Origin of the sequence: Goodfellowiella coeruleoviolacea (genome assembly GCF_024171785.1) — a bacterium.
GTDB classification, from domain to species: domain Bacteria; phylum Actinomycetota; class Actinomycetes; order Mycobacteriales; family Pseudonocardiaceae; genus Goodfellowiella; species Goodfellowiella coeruleoviolacea.
Map to the genome: position 1 here is coordinate 572,870 of NZ_JAMTCK010000001.1, position 16,170 is coordinate 589,039.

Genomic DNA, 16,170 nt, shown 5'->3' on the forward strand with positions numbered 1-16,170 from the left:
TTCTGCTGCCTGGGTTTCTGCTGGATCAGGTGAGTCGGGCCCTCGGGTCGAGCACGCCGTAGCAGAGGTCGACCACCACGTTGGCCAGGACGACGATGAAGGCGGAGAACAACGTGCAGCCCAGGAGCAGGGGCAGGTCGTGCTGGTGCACCGCGTCGATGAGCAGGCCGCCCAGCCCGGGCATGCCGAACACCCGCTCGGTGATCACCACACCGCCCAGCAGCGAACCCAGTTCGATGCCGAACAGGGTGACCACCGGCAGCAGCGCGTTGCGCAGGGCGTGCTTGCCGACCACTGTGGACTCCCGCAGCCCCTTGGCCCTCGCGGTGCGGATGTAGTCCTCGCCGAGCGCGTCCAGCATCTGGCTGCGGGTGAGCCGCAGGTAGGTGGCCGCGTGCACGAAGGCGAGCACCAGCCAGGGCAGCACCAGGTGCCACGCCCAGTCCACCGGGCTCTCGGTCAACGGCACGTACCCGTTGACCGGGACCATGTCCAGGGTGAACCCGAACACCAGGATGCCCAGCAGGCCGACGAGGTAGGTCGGCGCGGACACACCGGCGACCGAGGCGACCATCAGCGCCCGGTCCAGTGGGCGGCCGCGCCGCAGCGCGGCCAGCACGCCGGTGGCCACGCCGATGACCAGCCAGAGCAGCGCGGCGCCGAGGGCCAGCGAGAAGGTGACCGGGATCCGCTCACCGATGAGGTCGAGCACGGTGGCGTTCTGCTGGAAGGAGTAGCCGAAGCACGGGGCCGGGCAGTGGATGGCCGTGGCGCCGCTGCCGAACGTGCGTCCGGCCACGATGCCGCCGAGGAAGGTGAGGAACTGCTGCCACCACGGCACGTCGAAGCCCATGAACTCCCTGGCGATGGCCAGGTTCTGCGGGGTGCACGGCCGGCCGCAGGACTGCTGGGCCGGGTCGGTGGGCACCAGGTAGAACACCACGTAGGTGCAGAACACCACGATGAGCAGGACCACCAGCATGCCGACGAGCCGGATGCCGACGAAGCGCAGCGCGCGCACTAGCCACGCACCCCCGTCCTGGGGTCGAGCGCGTCGCGCAGCCCGTCGCCGAGGACGTTGAACGCCCAGGTGGCGAGGAACAGCGCGGCGCCGGGCAGGATCAGGTACATCGGGTCGGAGCGCACCCAGTCGATGGCGTCGCTGATGGTGCGGCCCCAGCTCGGGGTGGGCGGTGGGATGCCGACGCCCAGGAAGGACAGGGCCGCCTCCACCCCGATCTTGCCGGGGATGGACAGCGTGGCCATGACCGTGATCGGCGCCCACAGGTTGGGCAGCAGCTCCACGGTGAACACGTGCCACGGGCCGGCGCCGAACGCGCGCGCGGCGGACACGAACTTGCGCTCCTTGAGGCTGAGCGTCTGGGCGCGCACGATCCGCGCGTGCGTCGGCCAGCCGAACAGGCCGATCACCACGATCAGCAGCAGCGGGCGCGGCACGCTCGCCGGCACCACCACGCCCAGCGCGATCATGAAGACCAGGTAGGGAAAGCCCAGCAGCACGTCGGCGGTCCAGGTGACCAGGCGGTCGTACCACCCGCCGAGGTAGCCGGCGCTGACCCCGAGCAGCACGCCGAGCAGCACCGACACCGCGGTGGCCGCCAGTCCGATCAGGAACGAGGTGCGGGCGCCGTGGGCCACGATGGCGAACAGGTCGCGTCCGGTCAGCGGTTCCACCCCGAACCAGTGCGTGCCGCTGATCCCGCCGAGCACACCGGCCGGTCCGCCGGTCGCCGGGTCCAGCGCGTCGGTGTGGTAGCTGAAGGGGTCCTGTCCCTCGATGGCGGTCAGCACGTCCGCGCCCACGGCGAGCAGCCCGAGCAGCGCGATGGTGAGCGCTCCGGCCAGCGCCCACCGGTCGGTGCGCAGCATCCGCCAGATGGCGGCAGGGACCGAGCGGTTCTGCGCAGCCAGGGCGCTGGGCTGCGGTAATGCGGTTTCGGACAACGGTCACCTGCTGTCGACGGGACGGAAACGCGCTCACCCTAGGCAAGATCCGGCTGTACCAGACCCGTCATCTCAACATGTGGACTGCGGGATCCGCAACAGCCGCCCAGCTCACCGGCTGTCGCCGGGCCCGCCGACCCCGGCGCGGAACCGGCTCGGTGTTCCCACGATCCGGACCACCTCGATGGCAATTCGGTCCATCCGTAGATTGTCGGCGAGAAAACAGCTTTCCCCCGACCGCCACTCCCCAGCCATTCGCGTCCGTCGGCGAACACGGAGTCCCGGTATGTCCGCACAGTTCACGAAAAACGCGTTGGACGAGGCAGCACCGGCCCGTGGCTGGTCGCGCGAAAAACGCACCCGCCGCGATTACCGGCACTGGTCGGGCGTGTTCGGCGGGCCGTTGCTGGGATTGGTCGCGGTGCTCGCCCTGCTGGCGGTCTGGCAATTGCTCGCGCTGGCACGTATCTGGCCGGAACAGATCGTCCCACCGCCCACCCGGGTGTGGGAGCAGTTGCTGGTCACCACCGACCCGCACAACGGCCAGGGCGGCTACGCCGGAGCCACGCTGTGGCAGCGGCTCGCGGTGAGCCTGCGCCGGGTGGCGTACGGATCGGGCTACGGCATCGTCATCGGCGTCCTGCTCGGGCTGGTCATGGGCCTGGTCCCGGTGGTCCGGGTGGTGGTCGCCCCACTGGTCACCTTCCTGCGGGCGCTGCCCCCGCTGGCGTACCTGAGCCTGCTGGTCATCTGGTTCGGCATCGACGAGGAACCCAAGGTCTACCTGCTGATGCTCGCCGCGTTCCCGCCCGTGGCCGTGGCCACGGCCGCCGCGGTCAGCGGGGTGAACCGCCAGTACGTCGAGGCGGCCAGGGCACTGGGCGCCCGGCGGCGGCACGTGCTCGGGTCGGTCGTGCTGCCCGCCGCCGCACCCGAGATCCTCACCGGCGTCCGGCTCGCCGTCGGCGTCGCCTACAGCTCGGTGGTGGCGGCCGAAACGGTGAACGGGGCGGACGGAATCGGCGGAATGGTGTTGAACGCGCAGCGCTACAACCAGACGGCCGTGGTGCTGCTCGGTTTGTTCGTCATCGGAATCACCGGACTGGTCATCGACGCCCTGATCGTCGCCGTGCGGCGGTTGCTTTCCCCGTGGCGGGGACGGGCCTGAATTCCGCCGCCGCGCCAAATCCCGACCAGTAGCAGGACGAACCGGAAAGGAACGCGGTGCCCACCTCCTCCAGAATCAGCCGACGGGACGCGCTCACGCTGTTCGGCGGAATCGCGTCCGCGTCGGCGCTGGCCGCCTGCGGCGTCGGCGGCTCAGGCACACCACCGTCCACCACGTCGGTGCGCATCGCCTTCCAGAACTTCGCGGACAGCACCCTGCTGGTCAAGGACCAGGGCACGCTGGAGCGAGCCCTGCCCGGCCACACCGTCACCTGGACCGCCTTCGACTCCGGCGCCAGCATCAACACCGCCTTCCTGAGCGGCGCGCTGGACATCGCGGTGATCGGCAGCAGCCCCACGGCCCAGGCCATCTGCCCGCCGCTGGGCATCCCGTACCAGGTCATCGAGCTGTTGAACGTGATCGGGAGCAGTGAGGCGCTGGTCGTCCGCGCCGGCAGCGGCATCACCGCGCTCGCCGAGCTGACCGGGCACAAGATCGCCACCCCGTTCAGCTCCACCGCCCACTACAGCCTGCTCGCCGCGCTCGACCAGGCCGGGGTGGACCCCGGCGGGGTCACGCTGGTCGACCTGGAACCGCAGAACATCCTCGCCGCCTGGCAGCGCGGTGACATCGACGGCGCGTACGTGTGGACCCCGACCCTGTCCACCCTGCGACGCGACGGCACCACGCTCATCGACAGCGCCCGGCTGGCCGAGGCCGGCAAACCCACGATGACCTTCGCCGTGGCCCACAACGACTTCATCGCCAGCCACCCGGACGTCGTCGACGCGTGGCTGACCGCGACCAACGACGCCATCACCCAGATCGGGCGCGACCCGGCCGTGGTCGCCGAGGCGGTGCACCGGCAACTCGGGATCAGCGGCGCGGACGCGCTCGCCCAGCTCGACCAGAACATCTACCTCGACCTGGACCAGCAGCGCGGCGCCGACTACTTCGGCAGCACCGCCGCGCCGGGCGCGCTGGCGGACCGGCTGCGGGACACCGCCGAGTTCCTGTTCCAGCAGAAGAAGGTCGACTCCGTGCCGGAGCTGGCCACCTTCCGCGCGGCACTGCGCGTCCCGGAGGTCTCCGATGGCTCCTGAACCCGCCACCACCGCCGCACCAGCCGGCCCGCCCGCCGCGCTCGGGGACGGCGGGCCGTTGCTGGCCATCAGCGGGGTGACCAGGCGCTACGGTCGCGCGGCGCGCGCGGTCACCGCGCTGGGGCCGCTGGACCTGCGCGTCGACCCCGGCGAGTTCGTGGCCGTTGTCGGTCCGTCTGGTTCGGGCAAGAGCACGCTGCTGCGCCTGGTCGCCGGGTTCGACCAACCCAGTTCCGGCACGGTCCGGCTGGCGGGCCGGCCACCGGTGCCCGGACGCGGTGTCGGCGTGGTCTTCCAGCAACCCCGGCTGTTCCCGTGGCACACGGTGCGCCAGAACATCGCGGTCGCCCTGCGCTGGGCCGGCGTGCCCGCGGCCGAGCGCCCCCGGCGCACCGCGCAGCTGCTGGCCCTGGTCGGTCTCGGGGAGCTGGGGCGGCGCCGGGTGTGGGAGGTCTCCGGTGGTCAACAGCAGCGGGTGGCCATCGCCAGGGCGCTGGCCACCGCACCCGCGCTGCTGCTGCTGGACGAGCCGTTCGCCGCGCTGGACGCGCTGACCAGGGAACGCCTCCAGGAGGACATCCGGGCGCTGACCCGGCGCAGCGGCCAGGCGGCGGTCTTCGTCACGCACAGCGTGGCCGAGGCGGTCTTCCTGGCCAACCGGGTCGTGGTGCTCAGCGACCGGCCCGGGCGCGTCGTCCTCGACCTGGAGATCCCCCTGCCCCGCACCGGGGTGACCGCCGACGAGTTGCGCGGCAGCGCCGACTTCGCGGCACTGCACGGTGAGGTGGCCGCCGCGGTGCGCGCCACGGCCCGCTGAACGAAGGGAAACCAGCCATGACCCTCGCGGTACACACCCACCCGGTGTTCGAACCGCTGACCACCAGCATCGGCGCCACAGCCCACCACGTCGACCTCGCGGCCGACCTGTCCCCCGCGCTGGTCGCGGACATCAGGTCCGCGCTGCTCGAACACAAGGTGGTGATCTTCCCGCGCCAGCGGCTCACCCCGGAGAGCCAGATCGCCTTCGGCCGCGCGCTCGGCGAACTCACCGCGTCCCACCCCGTGGTGCCCGGCCTGGACGCCGCCCACCCGGAGATCTACGTGCTGGACAGCACCGACGGTGGCAAGGCCCCGGTGTGGCACACCGACGTGACCTTCATGAAGCGCCCGCCCCTGGGGTCGGTGCTGCGAGCCGTGTCACTGCCGGCGGTGGGCGGCGACACCTGCTGGACCAACCTGGAGGCGGCCTACCTGACGCTGTCCGAGCCGCTGCGCCGGCTGGCCGACCAGCTGCACGCCGAGCACGACGGCCGCCGGGACTTCCAGGAGTACCTGGAACAGCGGCGCAACGGCGAGGGCAACACCTGGGAGGGCACCACCGTCCGCTCCCTGGAGCCGGTCACCCACCCGGTGGTGCGGGTGCACCCGGAGACCGGCCGCAGGAGCCTGTTCGTCAACCCCGGGTTCACCACCCGGCTGATCGGTCTGTCCGATGTGGAGAGTCGCGCGCTGCTGGACGTCTTCTTCGCCGCCATCGGCAAACCGGAGCACAGCATCCGGCACCGGTGGCACGAGGGTGATGTGGTGGTCTGGGACAACCGCAGCACCGCGCACTACGCCGTGGACGACTACGGCGACCACCGCCGGGTCATGCACCGGATCACCATCCGCGGTGACGAACCGGTCGGCCCCGCCCCGGCACACCCCTGACCTGTCACACCCCTGACCTGTCACACCCCGACCCGGCGCACCCCCGCGCCGGCCACGGCGAACTCGGCGGCGAGCCGGACGGCGAGGGCGCGGGCCAGCAGCACCGGCCGGCCCGCGGCCTCGGCGGCCACCGCGCGCATCCGCTCGGTGTAGCCGACGCAGTCCAGCACCAGCAGGTGCGCGCCGGCCGAGGCGAGTTGGGTGGCGGCGTGCGCGAGCACGTCCGCGCCGTCGGTGTAGGGGCTGGCGACCGATGTGGACACCGCGCCGGGCAGCACGTGCTGCCAGCGGGCGCGCACGTCGTCGGCCTGGTCGGGCAGCGGGCACACCACGCCCACCGGCCGGTCACCGGCGAGCGCGCGCACGCCCTGCTGCACCAGGCTCTCCGCCTCCAGCAGCGGACGGCTGGCGCGCAGGCCGGCGAAGTGGCCGGTGCACAGCAGCAGGGTGGCGGTGGCACCGTCCTGTTCGGACCGATCGACCGCGTCGGCGAGCAGCGGCAGCAGGGCGCGGTGGCCCAGCACCACCGCGCCGCCACCGCGCAGCCGCGAGGTCAGCGGTGCCTCGTCGGGCTCGGGCGCCAGCGCGGCCAGGTCGTCCGGGGTGGGCCGGTCGCCCAGCGGGTCCAGCGCGCCGTGCTGCACCAGGTCGATCCCGGCCAGCAGCGGCACCACGTCCGGGGTCAGGTCGTCGCGCGGCGCCTGGCCGATGGTGACCAGGCCCAGCACGGGTCGACGCGTGGTCATCGACGCCTCCTCCTCAGCTCACTTCGCGCGCAGGATCTGACTGGTGTCGGCGACCGAGCCGCCGGCGATCAGGCCGGCGCCGACCAGGGCGAGATCGGTGTCCGCGTCCTCGCCCGCCGTGCGGCCACCCGAGCGCCGGCGCCACCAGCCGTAGCCGGCGCGGACCAGCAGGGCGCCAAGCACCGCCCAGCACGCCTGCGGGGTGGCCACCAGCAGGCCGGTGGCCAGCAGCACGCCCATCTGCCGCGCCGGACCGCCGAGCAGCTGGATCAGCGCGCCGGGGACCGCCCACAGCAGCAGGTTGCCCAGCACCGACGGATCGCTGATGCCGGCCACGATCGTGCTGGCGTACACCTTGGCGACCGGCGGCACCAGACCCTGACCGAAGAACGACCGCCAGGTCAGGATGACGGTGACCAGCGCGACCGCGAAGCCCACCAGCTGCGCCAGGTACTGCTGCTGGCGGCCGGCGTTCTCGAAGGGGCGCCACGGCCGGGCGTCCCTGCGCAGCAGCCAGCCCGCCTTGAAGTCGTAGCCCATGTCGGCGAAGGCCGGTCCGGTGGACGCGGCGTAGCCGACCAGCAGGGCCAGCGGCACGGTGGGGATGCCCAGCACCAGACCGAGGATCAGGAAGATCAGGGTCACCGCGAACGCCGGGAACCAGCCGGAGTGCATGGCGGCCAGGCCGACGATCAACTGGTGCACCAGGGCGGCGATCCCGGCCAGCAGCACCCAGCCGACCAGGGCGATCGGCGACATCTGCGCGGTGACCCCGCCGACCACCGCCAGCACGACCGCGCCGGCCACGAACAGCACCAGGCCCTCAACGAGGCCGCGGCGCATCCGGTGGTCGTCGACCGTGTGCTCCTCGTCGTCCACCGTCGCGACAGGACGCTCGGCCGCACGGTCACGGACCCGCGCGGCCCGCTGCTGGCGGCGCCGGCCCCAGCCGGCGAGCACCACGACGGCCTGCCCCAGTGCCACCACGCCCGCGCCGATCATCACCCCGTGCGGGATGTACAGAGTGGACAGTGACACGTGGAACAGGGTGGGCGCGTACTGGGCGACGAGCAGGCCCACCCCGAACATCAGCAGCGCCCACATGTTGCCGATCAGGGCCACGCCCGCCGCGCTCATCGGCAGCTTGAGCAGGGTGCCCACCAGGCCCACCAGACCGCCGACGCCCAGGATGAGCGCGCGTCGGCCGCCGCTGTCCCCGGCCTTGATCGTCTCGGCCGCGGCCACCCCGGGCGGCCAGGCGTTGCCGGCCGGCAGCAGCCTGGAGTCGAACACCCGGTAGAGCACCCAGCCGTCCACGGCCAGCCCGATGGTGGCGCCGAGCAGCATCGGCCCCACCAGTTCCGGCCGGCCCAGCGCGAACGGCACGGCGATCGGGGTGAGCAGCGAGTTGGCCGCGGCGAAGGTGGCACCGGACACGGCCGACTGCACCAGGTTCTGCCGGTGCCGCGAGCGCATCCTGGACAGGCCGGCGAAGGAGATCCGGCCGACCAGCATGGCCACCAGCGCGCCGATCACCGACGTGTTCGGTGAGATGCCCAGCGTGGTCACCAGGTTCAGCCCGATCACCGCACCGAGCACCGAGAGCACCGCGGTGAGCACCAGGGTGATCGGATCGAACGCCTTGGGGTGCGCGTCCGACGGGCCCTGGCCCACGGCGTTCGCCACCGTCTTGGAACTCATGACTCTCTCCAGGGGTGCGGCCCGAACCGGGTGGTCGGGCTGCCGGGTGTCGCGGTGTCGGCGCTGGCGCGGTCAGCGGTCGCCGCCGCCCGGCCGGCTGGGGATCAGGCGGTTTCCGGCGCCGACTGCAACTGGGTCATCGACCCGTACAGCGACACCAGCCGGTCGAACTCGTCGGCGTCGTGGAAGCGCAGGCTGCCCGCGCCCAGTCGCTTGGCCGTCTCCACGGCGACGCGCGCGGCCAGCGCGATGTCCACCTCGTGGCTGGCGCCGGTGGCGCAGCCGGCCACCGCGGTCTGGGCGGTGATGGCCAGCCCGACCACCGGCGCGGACGTGGCCACCGCCGGCTGCAGGATGGAGTTGATGTGCTGCACGCCGTTGCCGTACGGGGTGATGTCCTGCATGGTGATCGGGTAGGTGCGGGCGTGCTCCCCGGTCACCGTCTCCACCACGTCGATCAGGTCGTCGCTGACCTTCAGGATCCACCCCTGCTTGACCGTGGGTGAGAGCGCGATGCCGCGGTGGTTGATCACCCGGTTGCCCTTGGTGGTGTCGATGGACAGCACCACGTCCATCTCGTCGCTGACCTCGTGCTCGTTCATGGTGCGCATGTCCACCGGCGAGTTCATGAACGGCACCGGGTGGTGCGGCTGGGTGGGGGCCCAGCCGCACACGTGGGTGGACACAATCACGTCACCGGGCAGCACGTCGCCCTTGGCGTGCATGTCCAGCAGCTTGGCGGCGACGGCCAGGGCGGCCGCCGCACCGTCCCCATCGGACACGTAGCCGACCAGTTCGGGCCGCGCGCCGACACCACCGAGCCGGCCGATCACGCCCAGGGTCGGGGCGCTGCCGCCGGACCGCTTGCCCGCGCTGCCCGCAACCACCACGGTGACGAAGTCGGTGTGGCCCTGCTCACCGGTCACCGTCTCCACGGTGATCTCCGCGCCGTCCGCGCCCGCGAACGACTTCAGGTGCTCGGCGAGCACGGCGCCGCTGGTGTTCGGCGAGTCCAGCAGCTCGACAACATCGAGAACGTGCTTGAGCAAGGCGCTTCCTCCGCGTGGTGGGCCTCGGGTGGTTGTTGGTGGGACCTGGGGTTGTTGGTGGGACAGGGTTGTCCGGCATCTCGCAGTCCACAACGAATTCTCTGATAGCGAGAAGCCGTAAACTGCCCGTCATGAGCACCGGGCACCAGGAGGCAGGCCGGCGCGGCCGACGTGACGCGGCCGGTCCCGGTCCACTGCAGAGCGTCGACCGCGCCCTGGAAGTCCTGCTCTCCTTTGACGAGCATCGCACGGAATGGGGCGTGACCGAGCTGGCCGAGGAGTTCGGCTGGGACAAGTCGGTGGCGCACCGGCTGCTGGCCGCCCTGGCGCACCGGGGTTTCCTGGTGTCCCAACCGGTCACCCGCCGTTACCGGCTGGGGCCGTCCGTGTGGCACCTGGCCTGGCTGTGGGAGCGCAAGGGCGGCCTGGCCACCCTGGCCCGACCGGCGCTGACCCGGCTGGCGCAGCAGACCGGGTACACCGCGCTACTGGCCGTGCCCGACGGGACGCACATGCGCTGTGTGGAGACAGTGGACGGTGCGGACGGCCCGCTGCGGCACTACTCGCTCGTGGGCGAGCTGTACCCGGCGCACGCCGGCGCCACCTCGCGCGCCTACTTCGCCATGCTGCCGGACGGGGCGCGGCACACCCTGTTCCAGGACCGGCCGATGGCGCGCTTCTCCGACACCACCCCGGTGGACGCGGACCGGCTGGACCGGCTGTTCCGGGTGACCCGCGCCACCGGCTACGCCTACTCCGAGGGCGAGTACGACGCGGACACGGCCGCGCTGGCCGTGCCGCTGCTGATCCGCCACCAGCCGGTGGCCACCCTCACCCTGTGCGCGCACGCGATCCCCCGGGACCGTCACGCCGAGCTGGTGGACCTGCTGCGGGACGAGGCACTGGAACTGACCAGGGTGCTCGCGCCGCGCCCCCGGCCGGCCGCGCGCGGACGTTAACCTGCTCCCCGCCCGACCCCGCACAGCCAACCGCCGTGCACGACCGCGAAAGGCCCGTTGCGATGCGCCTGCTGCTGCTGTCCAACTCCACCGCTCCCGGGCGGGGCTACCTCGAACACGCCACGGACGTGCTGCGCGACACCCTGTCCGGCGTGCGCCGGCTGGTGTTCGTCCCGTTCGCGCTGGCCGACCACGACGACTACACCCGCAAGGTCGCCGAGGCGCTGGCGCCGCTGGGCGTCGAGGTGCTCGGCGCGCACCAGGGCGACCCGCTCGCCCTGCTCGACTCGGCGCAGGCGGTGTTCGTCGGCGGCGGCAACACCTTCCGCCTGCTCAAGCGGTTGCACGCCACCGGGCTGGTGACCGCGATCAACGCCGCGGTGCGGGCCGGAACCGTCTACATCGGATCGAGCGCCGGCACGAACGTGGCCTGCCCCACCGTGCGGACCACCAACGACATGCCGATCGTGCAGCCGCCGTCGCTGGACGCGGTCGGCCTGGTGCCCTTCCAGATCAACCCGCACTACCTCGACCCGCTGCCGGACAGCACGCACATGGGCGAGACGCGCGAGGAACGGCTGGTGCAGTTCCTGGAGGAGAACGACGGCCCGGTGCTGGGCATGCGCGAGGGCACCTGGCTGGTGCGCGCCGAGGACACCCTCACCCTGGGTGGGACGGCCGCGGGCGCCCGGCTGTTCCGCCGCGGCCAGGAGCCGGCCGAGATCGCCACCGGCACCGACCTGAGCTGGCTGCTGGACACCCGGACCCGGTACGACGCCGGCGCGTGAGGCGCGCACCGGCCGTTGGGCAGGCGCCCCCTTCCCGGGTGTTCCGGCGGGAAGGGGGCGCCAGATCCAGTGTGTCCACAACGGACTGTCCAGATCAGACGAAGGCGCTCTCGCCCGTGATGGACTTGCCCACGATGAGGGTGTTCATCTCGCGGGTGCCCTCGAACGAGTAGATGGCCTCGGCGTCCACGAAGAACCGCGCCACGTCGTGGTCGAGCACGATCCCGTTGCCGCCGAAGATCTCCCGGCTCCACGCCACCACCTCGCGCATCCGCGAGGTGACGAACGCCTTGGCCAGCGAGGAGTGCTCGTCGCGGAAGATCCCGTTGTCCTGCAACCGGGCCAGCTGCACCAGCATGCCCCAGCACGCGGTGATGTTGCCCAGGCTGCGCACCAACAGGTCCTGCACCAGCTGGAACTTGGCGATGGGGCGGCCGAACTGCTTGCGCTCCTTGGCGTAGGCCAGCGCCGCCTCGTAGGCGCCGATCATCACGCCCAGCGCCTGCCAGGCCACGCCGCCCCGGGTGGCGCGCAGGATTCCGGCCACGTCCCGGAACGAGTTGATGTTCTGCAGCCGGTTGGCCTCGGGCACGCGCACGTCGGTCAGGGTGATCTCGGCGTTCTCCACGATGCGGAACGCCACCTTGTTCTCGATCTTGACCGGCTCGAAGCCCGGGGTGCCCCGCTCCACCACGAATCCCTTGACGTGGTTGTCGGCCACGTCCCTGGCCCACACCACGACCAGGTCGGCGAAGGTGGCGTTGCCGATCCACTTCTTGGCGCCGTTGAGCACCCAGGTGCCGTCCGCGCCGCGCTCGGCCGTGGTGCGCATGCCACCGGCCACATCGGACCCGCCCAGCGGCTCGGTCATGGCGAACGCGCCGATCTTGTCCATCGCGGCCATCGCCGGCAGCCAGCGGTCCCGCTGCTCCTGGTCGCCGCCGGAGTAGACGCTGTACATGGCCAGTCCGTTGTGGACACCGTAGAAGGTGGCCACCGACGGGTCGGTGCGGGTGTACTCCATGGCCAGCATGCCGGTCAGCAGGTGGCTGGCGGCCGGCAGCGGGTCGCCGTACCCCTCGTAGGCCACGCCAGCCAGGCCCAGCTCGCGGAACTTGCCGATCAGCTCACGCGGGAACTCACCCCTGGCCCAGTACTCGTTGACCAGTGGCTTGACCTCGGTGCGCATGAAGTCGCGGGCCTTGAGCAGCAGCTTGCGCTCCTCCTCGGACAGCAGCGCCTCGTAGCCGTAGAAGTCGGCGGTGAGCAGGTTGTCCGGCTGGGTCATGACTGGTCTCCTTCGTGCAGCCCAAAATCGTGCTGGGCGGAATCGTGCTGGGCGGAATCGTGCAGAGCGGACAGCACGGCGCGCTGTTTGCGGTCGCGGTCCGCGGTCAGGTCGGCGTAACTGGCCCCGCCGTAGGCCTGTTCCACCGCGGTGATGACCCGCTCGGCGGCCTGCGGGCTGGTGTCCGGCTCGCCCAGCGAGATCTGGGCCATGGACGGGCCGATCCGGGTGGCGATGTGCCGGTACCCACCGGGCCCGCCGCCCAGGTGCGCGCCGAGGAACGGGCCGACCGTCGCCCAGCGCAGGCCCAGCGAGTTCACCACGATCGCGTCCAGCTCGGCCGGGTCGACCACGCCCTGTTGCACCAGGTACATCGCCTCCCGCTGGAGCGCGTGCTGCAGCCGGTTGCCGACGAAGCCCGGCATCTCCTTGTGCTCCACCACCGGGGTGCGGCCCAGCGACCGGTAGAACGCCACCGCGCGGCGCACCGCGTCGGCCCCGGTCCGCTCGCCCGGCACCACCTCGACCAGGGGCAGCAGGTGCGGTGGGTTGAACGGGTGTCCGATCAGGACTCGGCTGGCGTCGTCGAGGTCGCGGGCGAACGCCGTGGCCGGGATCGCCGACGACGAACTCAGCAGCAGCGCGTGCGCCGGGGCCGCCCCGACCAGGGTGGCGAACAGCGCGCGCTTGACGTCCAGGTTCTCCGGCCCGTTCTCCTGCACCACGTCGGCGTCGGCCACGGCCTCGGCCGCGTCGCCGGCCAGGTGCACCCGGCCGGCGAGTTCGGCGGCGTCCAGCCCCAGGTGCGGGGCGAAGGTGCGCAGCGCGGTGTCCACGGCCTCGGCCAGATCCGGCCGGGGGTCGCTGACGCGCACGGTCAGGCCGTGCCCGGCGAACAGGGCCGTCCAGGACAGCCCGATCGTGCCGGCGCCGATGACCGCCGCGGTGGTGACCGGCGCGGGGGTGACCGGCGCGGGGGTGATCGGCGCAGAGGTGCCCGCCGCGGGGGTGGCCTGCTCGCTCATCGCGCCTCCTCCAGGTAGTCGTGCACCGGGGTGACCGGCGCGAGGGTGAGATCGGTGAGGATGTGGCTGGCCGACACGACCTCGCGCACCGGCAGGTCGGCCAGGGGCGCCAGCGCGTGCTCGAACAGCTGCAGCCGGGCCGGCCCGGTCCACGCCTGCTTCACCACCACGTCGGTGATCTCGGTGCGCACCAGCTCGGCCACGCGCGGGGTGCCGTCGTAGCCGGGCACGATCTTGAGCATGAAGGTGGGCACGCTGATCTGTGCCCTGGCCTCGGCGAGGTCAAACTCGTGGTGCTTGTAGCCCATGGTGGCGGTGGCCACCCGCAGCGTGCCGTAGTCCAGCGTGCCGACCAGCACCCCGTGGTCGACGTAGAGCCGGGGCGCGCCCACGGTCTTCGGGTAGGCGCTGATCTCCCGGCCGGACGCGGTGGCCGGGAAGTTGTCCAGGTACATCGCGTGCAGGTACTCGCCGTGCTGGTCGCCGAGGCGCACCGGGATCGCCTGGCCGCACTCGGTGTACGGGCCGTACCCGGTGACATCACCCATCCGCATGACCTCGAAGCGCACCAGCGGCTCGTCGATCTCCAGCGGCTCGGGCACCACCGCGCGCAGCGCGTCCGCGTCGGTGCGGTAGACGATGTTCAGGTACTCGCGGTCGGTGAACCTCGGCACCACCGGCGGGTAGGCCGGGCTGGTCAGCGGGGTGCTCAACCGGTGGGCGATCTGGTCGGCTCTCATTCGCCCCTCCAGACCGGGTCGCGGCGCTCGGCAAAGGCCTGCATGCCCTCGCGCACGTCGGCGGAACCCATCAGCCGGGTCAGTTCCCCGGCCTGCGCGGCGAACGCCTCCGCCTCGGGCACGCCGTCGCTGGCGTGGACCACCCGCTTCACCGCGGCCAGCGCCAGCGGCGCGTTGACCGCGAGCTGGTCGGCCAGTCGCAGCGCCAGGCTCACCGCCTCCCCGGGCGCGGCGACCCGGTTGACCAGGCCGAGTTCCGCGGCCCGCACCGCGGTCACCGGTTCCCCGGTGAGCAGCAGTTCCATCGCGAGGTGGTGGGGAATCCGCTTGGGCAGCCGGATCACCCCGCCCCCACCGGCGATCAGGCCGCGCTTGACCTCGGGCAGGCCGAACCGGGCGTCGTCGGCGGCCACGATCAGGTCGCAGGCCAGGGCCAGCTCGAAGCCGCCGCCCAGCGCCCACCCCTCGACGGCGGCGACCAGCGGCTTGGTGACCCGGGCCTCGACCAGGCCGGCGAAGCCCCGGCCGGGCACGTTCGGCGACTCGCCGGCCAGCGCGGCCTTGAGGTCCATGCCCGCGCTGAACGTGCCACCGGCTCCGGTCAGCACGCCCACGCGCAGCGCCGGGTCCTGGTCCAGCCGGTCGGTCGCCTCGGCCAGTCCCTCGGCGACCGCCGCGTTGACCGCGTTGCGGGCCTGCGGGCGGTCGATGGTGATCAGCAATGCCGGACCGAACACCTCGGTCCGCACCTCGTTGCTCATGACTGGTTCTCCTCGTCGAGTTCGCGCAGCACCTCGTCGGTGTGCTGGCCGGGCACGGCCGCCAGGCCGCGGATCGAGGCCGGGGTGGCGGAGAACCGGTAGGGGATGCCCACGGTTCGGACCGGGCCCTCGGTCGGGTGCTCGACCAGCCTGATCAGGCCGCCCTGCCGCACGTAGGGGTCCTCGTCCGCGTGGTCGAGTTCCAGCACCGGCGCCATCGGGATGCTGTGCTTGGCGCACACCTCGGCCCACTCCTCGGTGGTCAGGTTCGGCGAGCACTGCTCGATCAGCTCCTGCAGCGCCTCGGCGTCCCTGGCGGTGTCGATGAACTCCCCGTTGACCCTGGGGTCCTCGGCCAGGTCGGGCCGGCCGGCCGCGGCGAAGAAGTCCCGGAAGTTCTGCGGGTTGTAGGGGATGACACAGGCCAGCCCGTCCTTGGTGGGCACCGCCCGGTGTCCCCTGGCCATGGACAGGGTGAACCCGGTGGGCCCGGTCGGCGGCTCGAAGGTGTGCCCGGCCAGGTGTTCCACCAGGTTGAACGCGATCAGCGTGTCGGTCATCGGGATCTCGACGAGCTGGCCCTGGCCGGTGGCGCGCTGGTGCAGCAGCGCGGCGAGCACCGTGTAGACGATGGTCAGCGCGGAGACCTTGTCGCCGAGGATCGTGGGCAGGTACACCGGCTTGCCGATGGCCCGGTTGGCCAGGTCCACCAGGCCGGACGCGGCCTGGACGGTCTCGTCGTAGGCGGCGTTGCCGGCCCGGTCCGAGTCGCTGCGGAAGCCCTGGGCGTGCGCGTAGACCAGCCGGGGGTTGCGCTCGGCGAGGTCGGCGTGGGTCAGCCCCAGCCGGGCCAGCGCGGCCGGCCGCATGTTGGTGATCAGCGCGTCGGCCGTGTCGATGAGCCGGAGCGCCTGCTCGCGCTGGTGCTCGTCCTTGAGGTTCAACGCCACGCTGCGCTTGTTGCGGTTGACCGCCATGGCCAGCGCGGTCATCCCCGGCGTGGTGCGGTAGGTGCCGACCCGCGCCGAGTCGCCCGGGGCCTCGATCCGGATCACGTCCGCCCCGAGGTCGCCGAGGATCTGCGCCGCGTACGGCCCCATCACCACCGTGGACAGGTCGATGATCCGGACACCGTCGAGTGGACCGCTCATCACTGCTCCTCGCATT

At 72.1% G+C, this 16,170-nt stretch carries 16 protein-coding genes; 6 read left to right on the forward strand and 10 right to left on the reverse strand.

The features are described 5' to 3' along the window. Positions 1 to 25: 25 nt before the first annotated feature. Both LX83_RS02280 and LX83_RS02285 read right to left on the reverse strand, forming a co-directional pair. The gene (locus LX83_RS02280) at positions 26 to 1,021 is read right to left on the reverse strand and encodes an ABC transporter permease (RefSeq protein WP_253766400.1); all 996 of its coding nucleotides are present in this window, start codon (positions 1,019 to 1,021) and stop codon (positions 26 to 28) included. Further along, on the reverse strand, positions 1,021 to 1,890 hold the full coding sequence (locus LX83_RS02285) for an ABC transporter permease (protein ID WP_253766402.1): 870 nt from the start codon (positions 1,888 to 1,890) through the stop codon (positions 1,021 to 1,023). The genes LX83_RS02280 and LX83_RS02285 overlap by 1 nt, the downstream gene beginning before the upstream one ends. A gap of 361 nt (positions 1,891 to 2,251) precedes the next feature. Here LX83_RS02285 and LX83_RS02290 point away from each other — a divergent pair, with 361 nt between their 5' ends. From LX83_RS02290 to LX83_RS02305, 4 genes are read left to right on the forward strand one after another with little or no spacing between them, the layout of a single operon-like run. Next, positions 2,252 to 3,133: an ABC transporter permease gene (locus tag LX83_RS02290; protein WP_253766404.1), complete on the forward strand. Its 882-nt coding sequence runs from the start codon at positions 2,252 to 2,254 to the stop codon at positions 3,131 to 3,133. Positions 3,134 to 3,189: 56 nt separating this feature from the next. After that, positions 3,190 to 4,236, forward strand: a complete 1,047-nt coding sequence (locus LX83_RS02295; protein WP_253766406.1) for a taurine ABC transporter substrate-binding protein — start codon at positions 3,190 to 3,192, stop codon at positions 4,234 to 4,236. After that, positions 4,226 to 5,053, forward strand: a complete 828-nt coding sequence (locus LX83_RS02300; RefSeq protein ID WP_253766408.1) for an ABC transporter ATP-binding protein — start codon at positions 4,226 to 4,228, stop codon at positions 5,051 to 5,053. Before LX83_RS02295 ends, LX83_RS02300 begins: the two co-directional genes overlap by 11 nt. A gap of 17 nt (positions 5,054 to 5,070) precedes the next feature. After that, positions 5,071 to 5,946: a TauD/TfdA dioxygenase family protein gene (locus tag LX83_RS02305; protein ID WP_253766411.1), complete on the forward strand. Its 876-nt coding sequence runs from the start codon at positions 5,071 to 5,073 to the stop codon at positions 5,944 to 5,946. Positions 5,947 to 5,966: 20 nt separating this feature from the next. On the opposite strand, the gene LX83_RS02310 is transcribed toward LX83_RS02305, so the two are convergent. From LX83_RS02310 to LX83_RS02320, 3 genes are all read right to left on the reverse strand, one after another. Next, positions 5,967 to 6,692 (reverse strand): AroM family protein, encoded by a 726-nt coding sequence (locus LX83_RS02310; protein ID WP_253766413.1) that lies wholly within the window; start codon positions 6,690 to 6,692, stop codon positions 5,967 to 5,969. An 18-nt stretch (positions 6,693 to 6,710) separates the two neighbouring features. After that, positions 6,711 to 8,393, reverse strand: a complete 1,683-nt coding sequence (locus LX83_RS02315; RefSeq protein ID WP_253766415.1) for an OPT/YSL family transporter — start codon at positions 8,391 to 8,393, stop codon at positions 6,711 to 6,713. A gap of 104 nt (positions 8,394 to 8,497) precedes the next feature. Then, positions 8,498 to 9,442: a DUF1177 domain-containing protein gene (locus LX83_RS02320; RefSeq protein WP_253766417.1), complete on the reverse strand. Its 945-nt coding sequence runs from the start codon at positions 9,440 to 9,442 to the stop codon at positions 8,498 to 8,500. A gap of 131 nt (positions 9,443 to 9,573) precedes the next feature. On the opposite strand from LX83_RS02320, the gene LX83_RS02325 reads away from it, so the two are divergent. Continuing rightward, the gene (locus LX83_RS02325; RefSeq protein ID WP_253766419.1) at positions 9,574 to 10,401 is read left to right on the forward strand and encodes an IclR family transcriptional regulator; all 828 of its coding nucleotides are present in this window, start codon (positions 9,574 to 9,576) and stop codon (positions 10,399 to 10,401) included. 62 nt (positions 10,402 to 10,463) lie between these two features. Continuing rightward, positions 10,464 to 11,189 (forward strand): dipeptidase PepE, encoded by a 726-nt coding sequence (gene pepE, locus LX83_RS02330; protein ID WP_253766421.1) that lies wholly within the window; start codon positions 10,464 to 10,466, stop codon positions 11,187 to 11,189. 94 nt (positions 11,190 to 11,283) lie between these two features. On the opposite strand, the gene LX83_RS02335 is transcribed toward pepE, so the two are convergent. The 5 genes from LX83_RS02335 to LX83_RS02355 are packed head-to-tail and all read right to left on the reverse strand — an operon-like array spanning position 11,284 to position 16,154. Further along, the gene (locus tag LX83_RS02335) at positions 11,284 to 12,477 is read right to left on the reverse strand and encodes an acyl-CoA dehydrogenase family protein (RefSeq protein ID WP_253766423.1); all 1,194 of its coding nucleotides are present in this window, start codon (positions 12,475 to 12,477) and stop codon (positions 11,284 to 11,286) included. Then, on the reverse strand, positions 12,474 to 13,502 hold the full coding sequence (locus LX83_RS02340; protein WP_253766426.1) for a 3-hydroxyacyl-CoA dehydrogenase NAD-binding domain-containing protein: 1,029 nt from the start codon (positions 13,500 to 13,502) through the stop codon (positions 12,474 to 12,476). Before LX83_RS02340 ends, LX83_RS02335 begins: the two co-directional genes overlap by 4 nt. Next, positions 13,499 to 14,242 (reverse strand): acetoacetate decarboxylase, encoded by a 744-nt coding sequence (locus tag LX83_RS02345; RefSeq protein WP_253766428.1) that lies wholly within the window; start codon positions 14,240 to 14,242, stop codon positions 13,499 to 13,501. The genes LX83_RS02340 and LX83_RS02345 overlap by 4 nt, the downstream gene beginning before the upstream one ends. Then, entirely contained in the window at positions 14,239 to 15,003 is a 765-nt protein-coding gene (locus LX83_RS02350) for a crotonase/enoyl-CoA hydratase family protein (protein ID WP_253766430.1), read from the reverse strand. The genes LX83_RS02345 and LX83_RS02350 overlap by 4 nt, the downstream gene beginning before the upstream one ends. Then, entirely contained in the window at positions 15,000 to 16,154 is a 1,155-nt protein-coding gene (locus tag LX83_RS02355; RefSeq protein WP_253766432.1) for a CaiB/BaiF CoA transferase family protein, read from the reverse strand. The genes LX83_RS02350 and LX83_RS02355 overlap by 4 nt, the downstream gene beginning before the upstream one ends. Between the last annotated feature and the right edge of the window lie 16 nt (positions 16,155 to 16,170).

Coding starts and splice junctions, on each gene's coding strand:
- LX83_RS02300 (WP_253766408.1), top strand. CDS start 4,226: ATGGCTCCTGAACCCGCCACCACCGCCGCACCAGCCGGCCCGCCCGCC.
- LX83_RS02340 (WP_253766426.1), bottom strand. CDS start 13,502: ATGAGCGAGCAGGCCACCCCCGCGGCGGGCACCTCTGCGCCGATCACC.
- pepE (WP_253766421.1), top strand. CDS start 10,464: ATGCGCCTGCTGCTGCTGTCCAACTCCACCGCTCCCGGGCGGGGCTAC.
- LX83_RS02335 (WP_253766423.1), bottom strand. CDS start 12,477: ATGACCCAGCCGGACAACCTGCTCACCGCCGACTTCTACGGCTACGAG.
- LX83_RS02350 (WP_253766430.1), bottom strand. CDS start 15,003: ATGAGCAACGAGGTGCGGACCGAGGTGTTCGGTCCGGCATTGCTGATC.
- LX83_RS02285 (WP_253766402.1), bottom strand. CDS start 1,890: ATGCTGCGCACCGACCGGTGGGCGCTGGCCGGAGCGCTCACCATCGCG.
- LX83_RS02345 (WP_253766428.1), bottom strand. CDS start 14,242: ATGAGAGCCGACCAGATCGCCCACCGGTTGAGCACCCCGCTGACCAGC.
- LX83_RS02310 (WP_253766413.1), bottom strand. CDS start 6,692: ATGACCACGCGTCGACCCGTGCTGGGCCTGGTCACCATCGGCCAGGCG.
- LX83_RS02325 (WP_253766419.1), top strand. CDS start 9,574: ATGAGCACCGGGCACCAGGAGGCAGGCCGGCGCGGCCGACGTGACGCG.
- LX83_RS02305 (WP_253766411.1), top strand. CDS start 5,071: ATGACCCTCGCGGTACACACCCACCCGGTGTTCGAACCGCTGACCACC.
- LX83_RS02290 (WP_253766404.1), top strand. CDS start 2,252: ATGTCCGCACAGTTCACGAAAAACGCGTTGGACGAGGCAGCACCGGCC.
- LX83_RS02355 (WP_253766432.1), bottom strand. CDS start 16,154: ATGAGCGGTCCACTCGACGGTGTCCGGATCATCGACCTGTCCACGGTG.
- LX83_RS02315 (WP_253766415.1), bottom strand. CDS start 8,393: ATGAGTTCCAAGACGGTGGCGAACGCCGTGGGCCAGGGCCCGTCGGAC.